The organism is Bifidobacterium sp. CP2 (assembly GCF_018555635.1).
Lineage (GTDB): Bacteria > Actinomycetota > Actinomycetes > Actinomycetales > Bifidobacteriaceae > Bifidobacterium > Bifidobacterium saguinibicoloris.
The window spans coordinates 21,452-38,686 of the sequence record NZ_JAFEJX010000018.1 but is presented as its reverse complement, the minus strand read 5'-3'; the positions used below and the strand labels follow the sequence as shown (position 1 = coordinate 38,686).

Genomic DNA, 17,235 nt, shown 5'->3' with positions numbered 1-17,235 from the left:
GCGACCTGTAAACCATGCCCCGAGACACCCGTCAACCATGCCCCAGGACATGGCGTCAACCATGCCCAAGGACATGGCGTCAACCATGCCCCGAGACATGCGTCAACTATCCGCTGAGACTAGACACCGGCCGTCGCAACATCCGTTCCTATAGAAACGGACGAAACGCGAGCCCCACCAGACCCCGTGGCATCCGTTTCTATAGAAACGGACGAAACACGGGCCCCACCGGCCGTCGCAACATCCGTTTCTACAGAATCGGACGAAACACACACCTCACCGGACCCCGCAGCATCCGTTTCTATAGAAACGGACGGAATATGCGCCTGACCGGCCGTCGCAACATCCGTTCCTACAGAATCGGACGAAACAGGGAGCTCACCGGACCCCGCAGCACCCGTTCCTATAGAATCGGACGAAACACGGGCCCCACCGGAAACCGTGGCATCCGTTTCTATAGAAACGGACGCGACACACGCCTCACCGAACGGATGCTAGATGGTCGCGGCGTACTGGGCGACGGAGGCGGAGACCTCCTTGAGATAGTCGAGGGAACGACGCCAATGCCCAGGCACCTCGATCGAATGGTTCGCATCCGGATACTCATGAACGTGCGGGGTCAGCGCATTGGCGCGGACGCGATCGTAGAACGGATCGGCCGTACCGGCGCACACCAACGGAGCCGGCCCCGGGTAACGGGAGACGCGCCACCGCTCAAGCTCCGCCTCGCCCATCGCGAGAGCATCGGACGCAACGCCGGAGGAGTCGGCCGCAAGCACCGCCTTGGCGACGTCGACGGACGGGGCGTCGGACTCGGCGATGATGTCGTCGCCCACCCGCGGCACCGGAATCACGCGCGCCGACGGATCGAAATCGGCATGATGCAGGACCGGCGTGAGCAGGACGAACGGCAGACCGTACCGCGTGGCGACATGCGGATACGTCATCGTCGTCAGCGACTTGCCGATGAGCAGCAGACGCGGCGAACGGGGCGGCATCATCGCATCCGTTCCTACAGAATCGGACGGAACACGCGACTCACCGGGCCTTGTAACGCCCGAACCTACAGAATCGGACGAAACACGGGCTTCGCCAGACCGCGCCGCATCCGTTCCTACAGAAACGGACGAAACGCGAGCCCCACCGGTCGCCGCAACATCCGTTCCTACAGAATCGGACGCGAGGGACGCGGCGTACGCGGCGCGGACGGACGCGACCCAACCGTCGATCGCCTCGTTGATGACGGGAATCACGGTGGACAGGTCGTCGGACGCGTTCGCGACGTTCATACGGTCGATCCGCCAACCGGACTCCACCAAAGCCTGCGCCGACCAATACAGCAACGGACGGTCGCAGTTGTACCCCGTGCCGGGCATGAGCAGCACGCGACCGCGCTCCCGCCCTGGCTTCACTACGTTCTTCTTCCACGCGCGAATCGACACCTCGACCGGCTGCCTGCCCATCTGTTCCCCTTCCATCGTCATCCGTCGTCAACCATCGTCATCGGCCATCCGACGGCGTCCGCCGACGTCCGCCACCACAGGCGGATCCCCGCACGGCCGCCGTCCGACCGTTTCCAACGGACAGTCTAGCCATGGCCGGAGCGGGCGGCGCAATACGCCCGCGATATAATCGGCGACGGTTCCCACCGGCCGCGCATGCGGGCGCGTCCGTCGACGAAACGGTCGACACGCACGACGCACGGACCGGGGCGAGTCGCGATCCTCGCCGGGACCGGGCCACCGCGACAGCGCGAACGCGACCGCGGCGGACGGTTCCCACACAACCCAAGGAATTAAGGAAAGAAGAGAAAATGGAGAAGTTCTTCCATCTCAAGGAGAACGGCACGACGGCCTCGACCGAAATCCTGGCCGGTCTGACCACGTTCTTCGCGATGGCGTACATCATCGTCGTCAACCCGCAGATCCTGAGCCAGACCGGCATGCCGTGGGGCGGCGTCTTCCTCGCTACCATCATCGCGGCCATCATCGGCACGCTCGTCATGGGCCTGTTCGCCAACGTGCCGTACGCCCAGGCCGCCGGCATGGGCCTCAACGCGTTCTTCACCTACACCGTCTGCTTCGGCCTCGGCTTCACCTGGCAGGAGACGATGTGCATGGTGTTCCTGTGCGGTCTCATCAACATCCTCATCACCGTCACCAAGATCCGCAAGATGATCATCATGGCCATCCCGGAGCAGCTGCAGCAGGCGATCGGCGGCGGCATCGGCCTGTTCGTCGCGTACGTGGGCATGCTCAACGTCGGCCTCATCACCTTCACCCCGAAGGACGCGAAGGCCGCCGGCAAGGGTCTCGCCACCGCCGCCACGCCGGGTCTCGCCACGTTCAACACCCCGGTGCTGTGGGTGTTCCTCATCGGTCTGCTGCTCGCCATCGTGTTCACCGTGATGAAGGTCAAGGGCGGCATGCTGCTCGCCATCATCATCACCACCATCGCGGGCATCCCGTTCGGCGTGACCAACTTCGGCTCCTCGCAGTCCCTGTCCCAGACGTTCTCCGAACTGCCCACCACGTTCGGCGCGATCTTCACGCCGGCAGGCTTCCCGGCGCTGTTCTCCGATCTGAGCAGGCTGCCGCTCGTGATCGTCACGATCTTCGCGTTCTCCATGTCCGACACGTTCGACACGCTCGGCACGTTCCTCGGCACCGGCCGCCGCACCGGCATCTTCTCCCTCGAGGACGAGAAGGCGCTGGAGAACGGCTCCGGATTCTCCTCCAAGATGGACCGCGCCCTGTTCGCCGATTCGATCGCCACCTCCATCGGCGCCATCTGCGGCACCTCGAACACCACAACGTACGTGGAGTCCTCCGCGGGCATCGCGGCGGGCGGCCGCACCGGCCTGACCTCCGTGGTCGTGTCCATCTGCTTCGCGCTGTCCATCTTCTTCGCGCCGGTCATCTCCGCCGTGCCGTCCGCCGCGACCGCCGGCGTGCTGGTGATCGTCGGCTGCATGATGGCCGCCTCCCTCAAGGAGGTCGACTGGACCGACATCTCCGCGGCCATCCCGGCGTTCTTCGCCACCGCGTTCATGGCGTTCTCCTACTCCATTTCCTACGGCATCGCCGGCGGCTTCATCGCGTACTGCATCGTGAAGACCTGCAAGGGCAAGGCCAAGGAGGTCCACCCGATCATCTGGACCGTGGCGCTGCTGTTCATCATCGACTTCGTGTGCATGGCGATCCTGTAGTTCCTACGGGCGCGTGGCTGTTGATCGCGCGGTTTGGCCGTGTGGTTTGGCCGCGTGGCCGTGTGGCCGATAAGCGCATGACCGGCACATGACCGGCACATGTGAGTCCTGCAAACCCCATCCGTTGTGCTCAGCCTCCGGGCTGCGCATGACGGATGGGGTTCTTTCGTATCCGGAAGCTCGGCCTGAGGTACGACCGGAGGCACCGAAAGCGCGGCCGGGGGCAACGGAAGCGCAGGAAGCGAGGACGGTTCGCTGCGGTTAAGCGTCTCGGCGAAACAACCGGTCACAAAGTCGACAGGATGATTCGCGGAGAAGGTCGTCAGCGAAACAGTCAATCACCCCCATACCGAACCGCTTCGCGGAGAGACCAGTTAGCGAAGCAATCGGACCAACCAATGACGGACCGCTTCCCCGGAGCCGAAAACCACCCGGAAAACGACGGAAGCCCCGCACCGGATACTGGCCAACGATACTGGCAACAGCATCCGGTGCGGGGCTCCGCATCAGAATTAGAGGGACGGCGTAATCCGTCGCGCGATCAGCCGAAGCGACCGGAGATGTAGCGCTCGGCCTCGTCGTTCTGCGGGTTGTTGAACATCGTGGTGGTGTCCGCGAAGTACTCGAGGTGGCCCGGCTGGCCCACGGCCTTCAGGTTGAAGAAGGCGGTGTAGTCGGCGATACGGGCGGCCTGCTGCATGTTGTGGGTCACGATCACGATGGTGTAGTCGCTCTTGAGCTCGTTGATGAGGTCCTCGACGGCGAGCGTGGAGATCGGGTCGAGCGCGGAGCACGGCTCGTCCATGAGGACGACCTGCGGGTGGACGGCCACGGCGCGTGCGATGCACAGACGCTGCTGCTGGCCGCCGGACAGGCCGATGCCCGGGTTGTCGAGACGGTCCTTGACCTCGTTCCAGAGGTTGGCGCCGCGCAGGGCCCACTCGACGAGGTCGTCCGCGTCGGACTTGCTGATGTGCTTGTTGTTCAGACGCACACCGGCGAGCACGTTCTCGCGGATGGACATGGTCGGGAACGGGTTCGGGCGCTGGAAGACCATGCCGACGTCACGACGGACGGACACGGGGTCCACGTCCGCGTCGTACAGGTTCTTGCCTTCGAGGAGCACCTCACCCTCGACGTGCGCGCCGGGGATGAGCTCGTGCATGCGGTCCAGAGTGCGCAGCACGGTGGACTTGCCGCAGCCGGACGGGCCGATGAAGGCGGTGACCTTGTTCGCCTCGATGTTGATGTTCACATCCTCCACGGCGAGGAAGTCGCCGTAGTAGATGTTCTCGTGGTTCACGTCAATACGTTGTCCCATGATGTTTCCTTTATTTTCTTGAGATCCTTGAGATCCGAACGAATCCGAACGAAACGATGTTGCGGGCCGGCGTCAGCGTTCGCTCTTCACGGCGAAGACCTTGGCGACCCAGCGGCCGATGAGGTTGAGCAACAGCACGATGATGATCAGCACGAGAGCGGCGGCCCAGGAGCGTTCCATCGGGATGGTGGGCACGCAGGTGGCGTCCGCGTTGACCGGGCAGTTCGCGTTGAGCTTCGAGTACTCCTGGTAGACGAACACCGGGAGGGTGGTCATCTGTCCGGAGAACAGGTTCACGTTGGTGGAGGCGATGTATCCTGCGGTCATGAGCAGCGGGGCGGTCTCGCCGATCACTCGCGCGATGGCGAGGATGCAGCCGGAGACGATGCCGGGCAGCGCAGTGCGCAGCACGATCTTGGAGATGGTGCGCTGCTTGGTGACGCCGAGGGCCAGCGAGGCTTCGCGAAGGTCGTTCGGCACGATCTTGAGCATCTCCTCGCAGGACTTGACGACGGTCGGCAGCATGAGCAGGGACAATGCCACGGAGCCTTCGAAGCCGTTGATGGTGCCCGGGCCGAACACGATGGTGAACATCGAGAAGGCGAACAGGCCGGCCACGATGGACGGGATGCCGCTCATCACGTCGACGAGCAGGGAGATCGTCATCGCGAGCTTGCCGCCGTGCGCGTATTCGACGAGGTACACGGCGCACATGATGCCGATCGGGATGGAGATGACCATGGCGCCGCCGGTGATCTCCAGCGTGCCGATGATGGCGTGCAGGACGCCGCCGTAGCCGCCGGACGGGGTCTGGTTGCCGCCGACCACACCGGTCATGTTGAACGTCAGGAAGTTGATGTTGAGTCGCTTGAGACCGTTGACGATGGTGGTCCAGAGCACGGACACCAGCGGGATGCAGGCGATCACGAAGGACAGGCCGATGAGGCCGGTCATGAAGATGTCCTTGCGCTTGCGGGCGTTCTCGGAGGAGCGGGTGGGACGGAACTTGTCGAAGTCGATGACGGGCGCGCCGTCGAGGTTCTTCTTCTTTGCTTCTTCAGCCATCAGACACTCGCTTTCTCGGTGATCTTACGGGCGATGAAGTTCACGACGAACGTGATGAGGAACAGGATGAGACCGGTGCCTATCAGGGCGGACACGCCGAGTTCGTCGGCCTCGGGGTACTGGGCCGCGATGTTCGCCGCGATGGTCTGGTTCTGCGAGGCCTGCAGGAGCTTGACGGAGTAGGTGAGGCCCGGGGACAGGATCATCAACACGGCCATGGTCTCGCCGAGCGCGCGGCCGAGGGCCAGCATGGAGGCGGACACGATGCCGGACTTGCCGAACGGCAGGACGGCGAGCTTGATCATCTCCCACTTGGTAGCGCCCAGACCGTAGGCGGCCTCCTGCTGGAGGGTCGGGGTCTGGAGGAAGATGTCGCGCGACATGGAGGTGATGATCGGCAGGATCATGACGGCGAGGACGACCGCCACGGTGCCGACGGTGCGCTGCGGGTTGGCGGCCGGGCCGGCGAACAGCGGAATCCAGCCGAAGTAGGTGGCCACCCAGTTCCAGAACGGGTAGATGGCCGGCACCAGGATCAGGCCGCCCCACAGACCGTAGATGACGGAGGGGATGGCGGCGAGCAGATCGACCACGTAGCTCAGTCCGGTCGCGACCTTCTTCGGCGCGTAGTGCGAGATGAACAGCGCGATGCCGATGGAGATGAAGAACGCGATGATCAGCGCGAGGATGGAGACGAGGACGGTGCCGAACAGCAGCGGGAGCACGTAGCCCCAGAAGTTGTCGGTCTTGCCGCCCGTGAAGTTGGAGATGGTGGCGCTGTTCTTGGCCTGGTCTCCGCCGATGAGCGGGAACGCGCGGAAGAACAGGAAGAGGAACACGGCGGCGAGGACGACGAGGATCAGGATGCCGCAGCCATAGGCCACGCCCTTGAACACCTTGTCGGCGGTTTTGCCACCGGCCGGTTGCATCACCGGTTTGTCTTGCGAACTCACGGATGCTCCTTATGGATGGGTTGCAATTGGGGAAGCGGAAAGCGGTCTGGTCTGGTGTCCGGGTGCTGACCGGGCTTGAGCCGCAGCCGTGTATGACGACTGCGGCTCAAGGATATGGTTGCTATCGGAGGCGATTGCTTGGGTCAGCGTCCGGACGGGCACGGTCGCGGGACCGTGCCGTGGACCGGACTCACTTGGTCTTGATGGCCTCGATGGACTTGCTGATCTTGGAGGTCAGGCTGGACGGCAGCGGAGCGGAGCCGGCGGCGTCCTGAGCGGCCTTCTGGCCCTCATCGGAGGTGACGTAGGTCAGCCAGGACTTGACGAACTCGCCCTGCTTGGCGTCCTTGTAGGCCGGGCAGGCGATCATGTAGGAGACGAGGACGATCGGGTAGGCGCCCTTGGCCTCGGTCTCGTGGTTGATCTTCACGACCACGCGGTTGTCGCCCTTGGCGGTGTCGTCGAGCTTGGAGTCCTCGATGACCTTGGAGCCGCCGTCGGCGGAGATCTCGTTGTAGGAATCGCCGACCTTCACGGCCACGGTGCCCAGCTGGCCGACCTGGGAGAAGTCGGCGTAGCCGATGGTGCCGTCGGCCTGCTGCACGGTGGAGATCACGCCAGAGGTGCCCTTGGCGCCCTGGCCGACGTTGTTCGGCCAGTTCTCGGAGAGGTCGTAGGACCAGTCATCCGGGGCGACGTCCTTGAAGTAGGAGACGAAGTTCTGGGTGGTGCCGGACTTGTCGGAGCGGTGGACCACGGTGATCGCGGTGCTCGGCAGGTCGAGCTTCGGGTTCTGCTCCTTGATGGCCGGATCGTTCCACGTGGTGATCTTGCCGTCGAAGATCTTGGCGATGGTGGAGGCGTCCATGTTGATGTGCTTGCCGGCGTCGGAGATGCCCTTGAGGTTGAAGACCACGGCGATCGGGGAGATGTACACCGGGACGTCGAAGGCGGAACCGGAGGCGCAGACGGCCTCGGACTTGGTGACTTCGTCGTCGGCGAGGGCCTTGTCGGAGCCGGCCCACGCGGTGGCGCCGGTGAGGAAGGTGGAGACGCCAGCGCCGGAACCGGACGGGTTGTAGGCGATCTTGGCGTTCGGGTTGTTGGCCTGGAAGCCGGCGGTCCAGGCTTCGACGGCGGCCTGCTGGGAGGAGGCGCCGGCGCCCTGGAAGGAGCCGGAGATGGGCTCGGACTTGGTGGTTTCGGAAGAGCCGTTGGAGCTGCCGCTGGTGGTGTTGTCACCACAGGCGGCAAGGCCGGCCAGCATGACGATGCCGGAAAGCGCGGCCATGGAGCGCACGAAGATGTTGTTACGCATTCTTTTTCCCTCTATCAACTAACCTGCGACGGCCGTATGGGCCGCCCGTCATTCCATGACATCTACAAGCCTATGGGCGTCGCGAGGGGATGAATGCCGAAACCGGTGAACGGACGATGAACAATCCGCGATTTATGCCTACGTCGTTTTCGGGGGTGGAGGCGTAGTTTGCGCGTTGGGCATCGTCCATGCACGATGCGCGTATACGCCCGTCATATGCGCCCGCCGCATACGCCCGTCATATACGACGGGCGGCTCCCCTCCTTGCGGAGGGGAGCCGCCCGCGGGCGAATCGACCTGCCGCCTGACGCCGTCAGGCGACCGGCTGGTCGATCTTGTATCCGAGGCCGCGCACGGTGGTGAGGTACTTCGGGTGGCTCGGGTCCTCCTCGATCTTGGCGCGCACGCGCTTGACGTGCACGTCGAGGGTCTTGGTGTCGCCCACGTAGTCGGAGCCCCAGATGCGGTCGATGAGCTGGTGGCGGGTCATGACGCGGCCCTTGTTCTGCAGGAGGTATTCGAGCAGTTCGAATTCCTTGAGCGGGAAGAACACGTTCTCGCCGCGCACGGTGACCTGGTGCTGGCCGACCTGCATGGAGATGTCGCCGCAGGTCAGCGGCAGGTCGTCGCCGGAGGCGGTGCCGTCGGCGGAGCCGGACGGCTGCTGGTTGCGGCGCATGACGGCGCGGATGCGGGCGAGCAGCTCGCGGAACGAGTACGGCTTGGTGACATAGTCGTCGGCGCCGATCTCGAGGCCGACGACCTTGTCGATCTCAGCGCTTTTGGCGGTGAGCATGATGATGGGGACGCGGCTCTGTTCGCGGATGCGGCGGCACAGCGCGGTGCCGTCGATGCCGGGGAGCATGAGGTCAAGGAGCACGAAGTCGATGCCGCCCTTGGTGAACAGTTCGAGGCCCTCCTCGCCGGTGGCGGCGGCGGACACCTCGTACCCCTCACGCGTGAGCTGGTACATCAACGGCTCCCTGTAGGACTCCTCGTCCTCCACGATGAGTATGCGCGTCATGATCACCTTTCGTCGGGAAGCCCCGTTGGTGCCGCGTCATGCCGCATCGGGGTTTCATGAGATTTTCCGAAAACCATCCTAGCCGTTCGCCGGGTGTTCATCTGCGATGCGAATCGGCTACGTATCCGTTTCGGTGCCGTGACGTCCGATATGACGCCCATCGTGGCATCACTGCCGATGCACCATCACCGTGATATCGTCGTCGCCTACGTTGTTGCGTACGCTGCGCGCGGGACGTTCGCGTCCGCTGCCGTCCGCATCGTCGCCCTTGCGGGACGCGTCGGACGCACCCGACGCGCCGCCGTCGGCGGACGCGTCGTCGTCGCCGGACACGTCGCGCGGCAGTTCGATGGTGAACGTCGACCCTTCGCCTTCACGCGACCAGACGGACACGGTGCCGCCGCAGTCGGCCACGGAGTGCTTGACGATGGCGAGGCCCAGGCCGGTGCCGCCGGTCTGGCGGGAGCGGGCGGGGTCGACGCGGTAGAAGCGTTCGAAGATGCGGTCGATGGACGCGGCGGGGATGCCGATGCCCTGGTCGATGACGCGGATCTTGACGCGCGTGTCGTTCGCGGTCACGGCGACGCGGACGGTCGTGTGTTCGGGCGAGTAGTGGATGGCGTTCTCGACGAGGTTCTTCACGGCCGTGACGATCGATTCCTCGTCGCAGGAGACGAACGCGTCCGGCTCGCCTTCCGCGGGCTCCGCGCCCGCTGGTTCGCCGCCGAACGACAGGTCGATGGCGATGTGCCGTCCGTCCGCCTGCACCTGGTTCTCGGCGATGGCCTTGCGTGCGACGGCCATGACGGACAGGCGGCGTGCGTCGAGGACGCCGCCGGCGTCCTGCGCCTTCTGCAGGTCGATGAGCCGGTGCACGAGTTCGGTGAGTCTGGTGGATTCCTTGGCGACACGGCCGGCGAAGTAGCGTACGGCGTCCGAATCGTCGGCGGCATCGCCGATGGTCTCGGCGAGCAGGGAGATGGCGCCGGCGGGCGTCTTGAGCTCGTGGGAGACGTTCGTCATGAAGTCGCGGCGCATCGCCTCGAACCGACGCTGCTCGCTCATGTCGCTCACGAAGATGGCGTACCGGTCGTCGCCGATGGCGCTGACACGCAGTTTGAGGTACCGGGTGGAGGCGGGCATCGTCTCGCCCGCCTGGACGCCGTGGCCGGAGTTGCCGGGGATGACGCCGTCATGCGCCATGTCCAGGGGGATGGCGATCTCGCGTTCGCGGGATTTGCCGTCGGCCACCACTCGGGAGAGGATGCCGACCGCGTCCTCGTCGCCGATGCGCGTGCCGTCGACGAGCCCGAAGCCGGAGACGCCCTTGCCCATGTACAGTATGCCGCCTTCGGCATCGACGAGGATCACCGCCTCCGGCATGGCGTGGACGAACTGCTCCTCGGCGGCGCGCACCGAGGGTTCGGAGCCGAACAGCGCGTCGTCCGCGTCGAGGTGCCGGTTCGTCCGTTCGTTCGCCTCACGTTCCATGAGCTCGCCATGCTCCGTGCCGTTGCGGTATCCGGCCACTCCGGCGACGAACGCCGTCGCCGCCACCAAGATGAGCACCTGCCACCAGACCATGCGGTTCCACCCTTCCCTGTGTGCTGTTCGCTACCACAGTAGCGGCAAATGCACATGGTTTCGTTGTGGACTACGTAAGTTCAGCGGAAGTTCATCTTCCGCACGCGGACGGGACAGACGACGTGCAGACCGAACGGACGACGGGCGGCGTGCGACGCGACGCGACGCATCGCGGCGCGACGGCTACATGCGTCGGAGGATGTCGACGGCGAGACGCGCGGCGGTGTCGGCGTACTCGCTGATGTCGAACTCCTTGAAGACCTCGTAGTCGGTGTCGGCGTTGTCGGACAGCGCGCGGATGACGAGCGCCGGCACGTCGTTGCGGGCGGCGACCTGCGCGACGGCGGCGCCCTCCATCTCGACGGCGTCGGCGGCGGTGTCGTGGACGACCTTGCGCACCTGGGCCTCGGTGTCGACGAAGTAGTTGCCGGACGCGATGATGCCGGTGATGTGCGTGATGCCGGCGGCGGCGAGGGCCTCGTCGGCGATGGCGAGGAGACGGTCGTCGGAGTGGAACTCCTCGACGGGATGTTCGGCGGTGCCGGGCTTCCACTGGCCGACGAGGCGCATGTCGGTGTCGAGGTAGCGCAGCGTGCCGCCGAGGACCACGTCGTTGATGTGCAGATGCGTGTTGAGGTTGCCGGCGATGCCGGAGAAGATCACGGCCTCCGGCCGGTACGTGCAGATGAGATGCTGGGTGGTGGCTGCGGCTGCGACGAGGCCCATGCCGCCCACGGTGGCGACCACGCGCAGGGTCTCGCCGCCGTTCGTGGCGATGGTGCCGCGCGTCACGTCGAGGCTGGCGGCGTGGTCGTGCTCGACGCCGTCGAGCGACCGCGCGATGAGCGCGACCTCCTCGTCCAACGCCCCGATGATCGCGATCGTCCTGGTCATATGAAAACTCCCCTGAGCTCGGAATTGTTGCCGTTTCCGAGCTTAGGGGAGCTTGTGGTCAATCGGACGGGCCGATCAGGCCTCGTAGTTCGTGTCCTTGCTTTCCTTGATGAGGAACAGGGCGATGAGGGCCAGGGCGGCCATGATGGCCATGTACCAGCCGACGGACACCACGGAGCCGGTCTTCTGCACCAGGGCGGTGGCGATGGACGGGGCGAACGCGCCGCCGAGGATGGCCGCGAGGTTGTAGCTCAGGCCGGCGCCGGAGTAGCGCACGTTGGTCGGGAACAGCTCGGGCAGGTAGGCGCCGCACGGTCCGAACAGGCAGCCCATGAGCGCGAAGCCGACGCACAGGAAGATCATGACGGTCGTCACGTTGTGCTGGAGCAGGTGCATCGCGAACAGCGAGAAGACCAGGGTCAGCGCGGTGGTGGTGATGAGCACCTTCTTGCGGCCGATCTTGTCGGAGTAGATGCAGGAGACGAGGATGAAGATCGCGAAGAAGACCACGGAGGTCATCTGCATGGCGAGGTACTCGTTCTGGGTGAACGCCGGCTTCATGACCTTGACGCCGTAGCTCAGGGACCAGGTGCCGAGCACGTAGAACAGCGTGTAGGTGATGCCCATGGCGAAGGTGCCGAGGAGGACTTCCTTCCAGTACGGCACGAGGGAGCGCAGCGGGTGCTTGACGACGCGGTCGTTGGCGACGGCCTTGCGGAAGATCGGGGTCTCGGTCATGCGCAGACGCACGTACAGGCCGATGATGACGAGCACGGCGGAGCACAGGAACGGGATGCGCCAGCCCCAGGCCTGCATCTTGTCCGGACCGAGGGTGGTGTCGAGCAGCAGGTTCAGGCCGTAGGCGCAGAAGAAGCCGATCGGGGCGCCGAGGTTCGGGAAGGAGCCGTACAGGGCGCGCTTGTTGGCCGGCGCGTTCTCGGTGGCGACGAGGGCGGCGCCGGACCATTCGCCGGCGAGGCCCACGCCCTGGCATGCGCGGCAGATGCACAGGATGATGATGGCGTAGATGCCGAACTGGTCGTAGCCCGGCAGGCAGCCGACGAGGAACGTGGAGATGCCCATCGTCATCAGGGCGACCACGAGCGTGGTCTTGCGGCCGATCTTGTCGCCGAAGTGGCCGAACAGCATGGACCCGAACGGGCGGGCGAGGAACGACACGGCGAACGTGAGGAACGCGAGCATCGTGCCGATGGCCGGGTTGGCCTTGGTGGCGGCCGGGAAGAAGATCGCGCCGAAGTAGCTGGCGGACGCGATGGAATAGCAGTAGTTGTCGTAGAACTCGATGGCGGTGCCCACCATGGATGCGGCGATGATCTCGGGAACCGAATCCTTCTTCACCTTGGTGGTTGCAGTCGCGGTTGCGGTTGCGGACATGATCGATATACCCCTCTACGGGGCCGCGCCCATGCGCCCGGCCCCTGCTTTGATTTGCTTCTCTCATTCGGGTGGTTCCCGCGGGTGTGGCGCGGGTTCCCGTATGTATGCGGGGTGCGCGGACAGGTCCGTTACGGCTTGTGGCTTGCAGCGGTGTCCGCACACCGCTGTGCTGCCATATAGGTGTACTCGTGCGACGGCATCGATGGTAAGACTGTTCACATTGCGGACAGTCGTCGCATTTCAGTTCCAGCGTCGGGTGGCGACCGCCTCGGCGAGCGTGCGCAGCAGACGCTCCGTGTCCGTCCAGGACAGGCACCTGTCCGTGATCGACTTGCCGTAGACGAGCTGCGGCAGCGGCGCGGCCGGCTGGTTGCCGCCCTCGATGAAGCTCTCCATCATCACGCCGGTGATGCCGCGTTCGCCGGCGGCGATGCGCGCGGCGATCTCGCGCACCACCTCGGCCTGACGGTGCTCGTCCTTGCCGGAATTGCCGTGCGAGCAGTCGACGATCACGCCGTGCGCGGCGGCGGAATCGGCCGGCATGCGCTTGCGGATCGTGTCGAGGGCGGCGGCGATGTCCTCCCTGCCGTAGTTCGGCCCGGAGCTCGAACCGCGCAGCACCACATGGCAGTCCGGATTGCCGAGCGTCTTGACCACGGCGGCGCGGCCCATGTGGTCGATGCCGAAGAACGTGTGCTGTTGGGCGGCGGCGAAGCACGAATCGGACGCGGCTTTGACCGAGCCGTCGGTCGCGTTCTTGAAGCCGATCGGCATGGACAGGCCGGAGGCCAGCTGCCGGTGCACCTGGCTTTCGGTGTTGCGCGCGCCGATCGCACCCCAGCTCACCGCGTCCGCGATGAACTGCGGGCTGGTGGGCTCGAGGAACTCGGTGGCCGCGGCGAGCCCCTCCCCCAGCACGCCGAGCAGCGTGCGGCGGGCCAGCAGCAGGCCCTTCTTGATGTTGCACGAACCGTCGATGTCCGGATCGTTGATGAGGCCCTTCCAGCCGACGGTGGTGCGCGGCTTCTCGAAGTAGACGCGCATGACGATGAGCAGCTGCTCCCCCAGTTCGTCCTTGAGCCTGGCGAGACGATGCGCGTAGTCGAGCGCAGCCGCCGGATCATGCACCGAGCAAGGGCCCACGACGACCAGCAGACGGTCGTCCTGCCCGTACAGGCACGCGCGGATCTCGTCACGCGAGTAGGCGACGATCTCCTGCGCCTCGCTCGTGAGCGGCAGGTCGGCGAGCACCTGGGCGGGTGTGGGCAGCACCTCGAACTCCAAGACGCGGCGGTTCACGATGCGGCTGATGCCGACCTGGTCCTCCCAACGGGGCACGTCCGTGGCGACGAGCGGGTTCTTGCCCTCCTCCATCGCCTCGCGGATGGCCCTGAGATCCTCCGGCTTGTTGAGCTGCGGCTGCTGTTGCTGCATGGTCTGTTCGTCTCCCTGTACTCGCTATTCCAGCCCCTAGCATAGCCGAGCCCCGCAGCGCCGACGGAAGGAGGCGCCACGGGGCTCGTGGTTATGGGGTTTACGGGATTACGGGACGGACGGCGACCGGAAGACGGGCCTACAGGGCGCGGCGGGCGCTGACCGCGTCGGCCAACGTGTGCAGCAGCTCCTCGGTGCGGTCCCACGGCACGCAGGAATCCGTGACCGACTGGCCGTAGACCAGCTGGTCGAGCGGGGCCGGCTTCTGATGCCCGGCCACGAGGAAGCTCTCCATCATCACGCCGAGGATGCCCGGTTCGCCTTGGGCCACGCGTTCGGCGATCTCCTCGACGACCTCGGCCTCGCGCACCTCGTCTTTGCCGCAGTTGCCATGCGCCGCGTCGATGACGAGACCATGCTCGCTCGGACCGGACGCCTTCGAGGCCTTGAGGTCGGCGAGCGCTTGCGCGACGGACGCCTTGTCGTAGTTCGGGCCATGGTTCGAGCCTCGCAGCACCAGATGGCAGTCCGGATTGCCCTTCGTCTCCGCGGAGATGACGCGGCCGTCCAGGTTGATGGACAGGAAATGATGCTCGAACGCGGCCGCATAGCAGGAATCGGCCGCCGGCTTGATGGAACCGTCGGTCGCGTTCTTGAAGCCCACCGGCATGGACAGGCCGGAAGCCAGCTCGCGATGCACCTGCGATTCGGTGTTGCGCGCGCCGATCGCGCCCCAGCTGATGAGGTCGCAGATGTACTGCGGGGTGATCGGGTCGAGCCATTCGGTGGCGGTGGGCAGCCCCAGGTTCAGCACGTCGGTGAGGACCTTGCGGGCAAGCCACATGCCCTTGCGGATGTTGAAGCGGCCGTCCAGGTCCGGATCGTTGATGAGCCCCTTCCAGCCGATCGTGGTGCGCGGCTTCTCGAAGTACACGCGCATGACGATGAGCAGACGGTCATTGAGCTCGCGGTTCACGGCGGCGAGGCGCTCGGCGTACTCGTGCGCGGCCTTCGGATCATGGATGGAGCACGGGCCCACGATGACCAGCAGACGGTCGTCGCGGCCATGCAGCACGTTGCGGATGTCCTGACGGGAGCGGAGCACCAGATCGCTCATCGCGTCCGTGAGCGGCAGCTCCTTCAGGAACGCGCGCGGCGCGGGAATCGGATCGAGCTGGCGGATGTTGACGTCGACGGTCTCGGGAAAGACGGCCTGCTCCCCCAAACGCTGTGCGTCCTCGGAACTATCCGGACCACGAAGTGCTGCCATGCCGACTCTCCTTTCCCGAAACGACGCGCCTCCCCGCCGACGGATACGATGGACGCGGGGATGACGATGCGGTATGCAACAAGGACACCACTGTAGCGGCGATGCCACGGAATGAGAAACGGCCGACCGTTACGTGGAACGGTCGGCCGGGAAGCCGGGGAAAACAGCTCGTTCGCACACCAAGAGCTTCCTCGCGGCGGACTCTCGTCCGCCGCTCGGCGCGCTGGCGCGAAGAGCCCACCGACGAACATACAGTCAGTTGCCGGCCTGCCGGCCGGGAAGCTGGGGAAAACAGCCCACAGGGCTGTTTTCCCCAGCTTCGAGCTCTTGCCTGAAGCGAAGCTTCAGGCAAGAGCTCCCATCGGATCCCACGCGGGCAGGCTGATGGCGTCCTCGTCGAGGGCCTTGAGGTACTCCTCCGGCAGGAGGGCCTTCGGCACGGCGACCTCGTAGACGTACTCGGTGAACCAGTCGTCGCTCATCGTGAAGTAGCCCTTGTCGGCGATCTTCGCACCCCAGGAGTTCTCCACGCGCCAACGGCGGGTGGAGCCGTCCTCGGCCACGTCCACGCCGGCGAACGCCATCGCGTGGTTCATCGCGGAATCGGCGAAGCGGACGCGCGCCTCCTTGTCCAGGTCGAAGTCGAAGTCGTAGATGGAGCCGTACTCGAACAGGTCGGTGGCCCATGCGCCGGACTCGCGGTCCATGAACGGGTGGCAGTCGGCGCCGAACCACACCGGAATGCCCTGCTCGACGAGGATCTTCTTCACGCAGTCCTTCATGAACTGGTTCGGCACGTTGAGGTACTCGGTGGCGTCGCCGCCGGCCACGTTGCCCAGGTGCTCGATGGCGATCTTACGGCCCTTCGGGTGCTCCTTGCGCGGGTCGTCGACGAGGCACACATAGCTTTCGAGGTCGGCGGAGCCCACGTACTTCGTCCAGAACTCCTGCGGCGTGATCTCGCCGTCGCGGTGGAACTCGCCGTCCTTGTCGGTCCACTCCCAGTCGAAGGAGACCGGCGGCTCGCCCAGGTGGATGGTGAGGATGCGGTGGCCGGCGGAACGGGCCTCGGCGATCGCGGCGTCGATGGCGGCGTCGTCACCGGCGGCCTGCGCGGCGAACATGCGGGCGACGGCGGTGTGCAGCATGTGGCGCAGCTGCGTGTTCATCTCGCCGGTGTTCTTCGAGGAGGCGGTCTCCGGGTAGAGGTCCTTCGGCACGGCGCCGTACTTCTTGTAGATGTTCATCGCCATGGTCCACTGGCCGCCATCGCCCATCACGTCGGCGAGGAGGTGCTGCACGAGACGGGAGTCGGCCGGCTCGCCGGCGCGCACGAGGGCGGCCACATCCTGCAGGAAGTAGTTGACGCGCTCGAGCTTGTCGTAGTACATGGCGTAGTTCTGGGAGAACTCGAACTCCTTGAGGCCGAGGTTCTTCTTGGCCACGAAGCGCGCCACGTTCAGGGAGCTGAACAGCCAGCAACGGCCGGAACGGTCCTGGTGGGTGGCTTCGCCGTTGTCGACGACGGTGGAGAAGCGACGCTGCAGCAGACGCGCGCGATCGTAGTTCTTGGCGACGGTGTCGATGCCGGCGGCGGTCACCGCGTTCATCGCCATGCGGTTGGTGCCGTCCGCGTCGAATTCGTCGCGCAGGGCGTTCAGCGCGTCACCGGTCAACGGCTGCAGATTGGTCATGTCCGTATGCTCCTTTTCGTATCTTCGGCCACCTTGTGGGTGGTGGATGCCGGAGTACAGCTTACCCGCTCG

The 17,235-nt window shown here is 65.3% G+C and carries 13 protein-coding genes; 1 reads left to right on the top strand and 12 read right to left on the bottom strand.

The features are described 5' to 3' along the window. Positions 1 to 494: 494 nt before the first annotated feature. On the bottom strand, positions 495 to 1,463 hold the full coding sequence (locus JS531_RS10390) for a hypothetical protein (RefSeq protein WP_214315748.1): 969 nt from the start codon (positions 1,461 to 1,463) through the stop codon (positions 495 to 497). A gap of 350 nt (positions 1,464 to 1,813) precedes the next feature. Between JS531_RS10390 and JS531_RS10385 the strand changes: the two genes are divergently transcribed. Next, positions 1,814 to 3,208: an NCS2 family permease gene (locus tag JS531_RS10385; protein ID WP_214315746.1), complete on the top strand. Its 1,395-nt coding sequence runs from the start codon at positions 1,814 to 1,816 to the stop codon at positions 3,206 to 3,208. A gap of 541 nt (positions 3,209 to 3,749) precedes the next feature. Here the strand turns inward: JS531_RS10385 and pstB are convergent. The 11 genes from pstB to JS531_RS10330 form a co-directional block, all read right to left on the bottom strand. Next, positions 3,750 to 4,529 carry a phosphate ABC transporter ATP-binding protein PstB gene (gene pstB, locus JS531_RS10380; protein ID WP_214315745.1) on the bottom strand — a complete coding sequence of 260 codons (780 nt, stop codon included), beginning with the start codon at positions 4,527 to 4,529 and terminating at the stop codon, positions 3,750 to 3,752. Between the two features lie 72 nt (positions 4,530 to 4,601). Then, positions 4,602 to 5,594, bottom strand: coding sequence for a phosphate ABC transporter permease PstA (pstA, locus tag JS531_RS10375; protein ID WP_214315743.1), 993 nt, complete (start codon positions 5,592 to 5,594; stop codon positions 4,602 to 4,604). Then, positions 5,594 to 6,547, bottom strand: a complete 954-nt coding sequence (gene pstC, locus JS531_RS10370) for a phosphate ABC transporter permease subunit PstC (protein WP_214315741.1) — start codon at positions 6,545 to 6,547, stop codon at positions 5,594 to 5,596. Before pstC ends, pstA begins: the two co-directional genes overlap by 1 nt. A gap of 190 nt (positions 6,548 to 6,737) precedes the next feature. After that, entirely contained in the window at positions 6,738 to 7,865 is a 1,128-nt protein-coding gene (pstS, locus tag JS531_RS10365) for a phosphate ABC transporter substrate-binding protein PstS (protein ID WP_214315739.1), read from the bottom strand. Between the two features lie 313 nt (positions 7,866 to 8,178). Beyond that, entirely contained in the window at positions 8,179 to 8,889 is a 711-nt protein-coding gene (locus JS531_RS10360; RefSeq protein WP_214315737.1) for a response regulator transcription factor, read from the bottom strand. Positions 8,890 to 9,057: 168 nt separating this feature from the next. Beyond that, a complete protein-coding gene (locus tag JS531_RS10355; protein ID WP_240542181.1) occupies positions 9,058 to 10,473 on the bottom strand; it encodes an ATP-binding protein in 1,416 nt (471 codons plus the stop codon). A 183-nt stretch (positions 10,474 to 10,656) separates the two neighbouring features. Next, a complete protein-coding gene (mtnN, locus tag JS531_RS10350) occupies positions 10,657 to 11,367 on the bottom strand; it encodes a 5'-methylthioadenosine/S-adenosylhomocysteine nucleosidase (protein ID WP_214315735.1) in 711 nt (236 codons plus the stop codon). A gap of 75 nt (positions 11,368 to 11,442) precedes the next feature. Beyond that, positions 11,443 to 12,762, bottom strand: coding sequence for an MFS transporter (locus JS531_RS10345; protein WP_214315733.1), 1,320 nt, complete (start codon positions 12,760 to 12,762; stop codon positions 11,443 to 11,445). A gap of 243 nt (positions 12,763 to 13,005) precedes the next feature. After that, positions 13,006 to 14,199 carry a 3-deoxy-7-phosphoheptulonate synthase gene (locus JS531_RS10340; RefSeq protein ID WP_214315731.1) on the bottom strand — a complete coding sequence of 398 codons (1,194 nt, stop codon included), beginning with the start codon at positions 14,197 to 14,199 and terminating at the stop codon, positions 13,006 to 13,008. Positions 14,200 to 14,338: 139 nt separating this feature from the next. Further along, positions 14,339 to 15,469: a 3-deoxy-7-phosphoheptulonate synthase gene (locus tag JS531_RS10335; protein WP_240542180.1), complete on the bottom strand. Its 1,131-nt coding sequence runs from the start codon at positions 15,467 to 15,469 to the stop codon at positions 14,339 to 14,341. 344 nt (positions 15,470 to 15,813) lie between these two features. Further along, positions 15,814 to 17,163: a C1 family peptidase gene (locus JS531_RS10330; RefSeq protein ID WP_214315729.1), complete on the bottom strand. Its 1,350-nt coding sequence runs from the start codon at positions 17,161 to 17,163 to the stop codon at positions 15,814 to 15,816. Positions 17,164 to 17,235 lie beyond the last annotated feature (72 nt).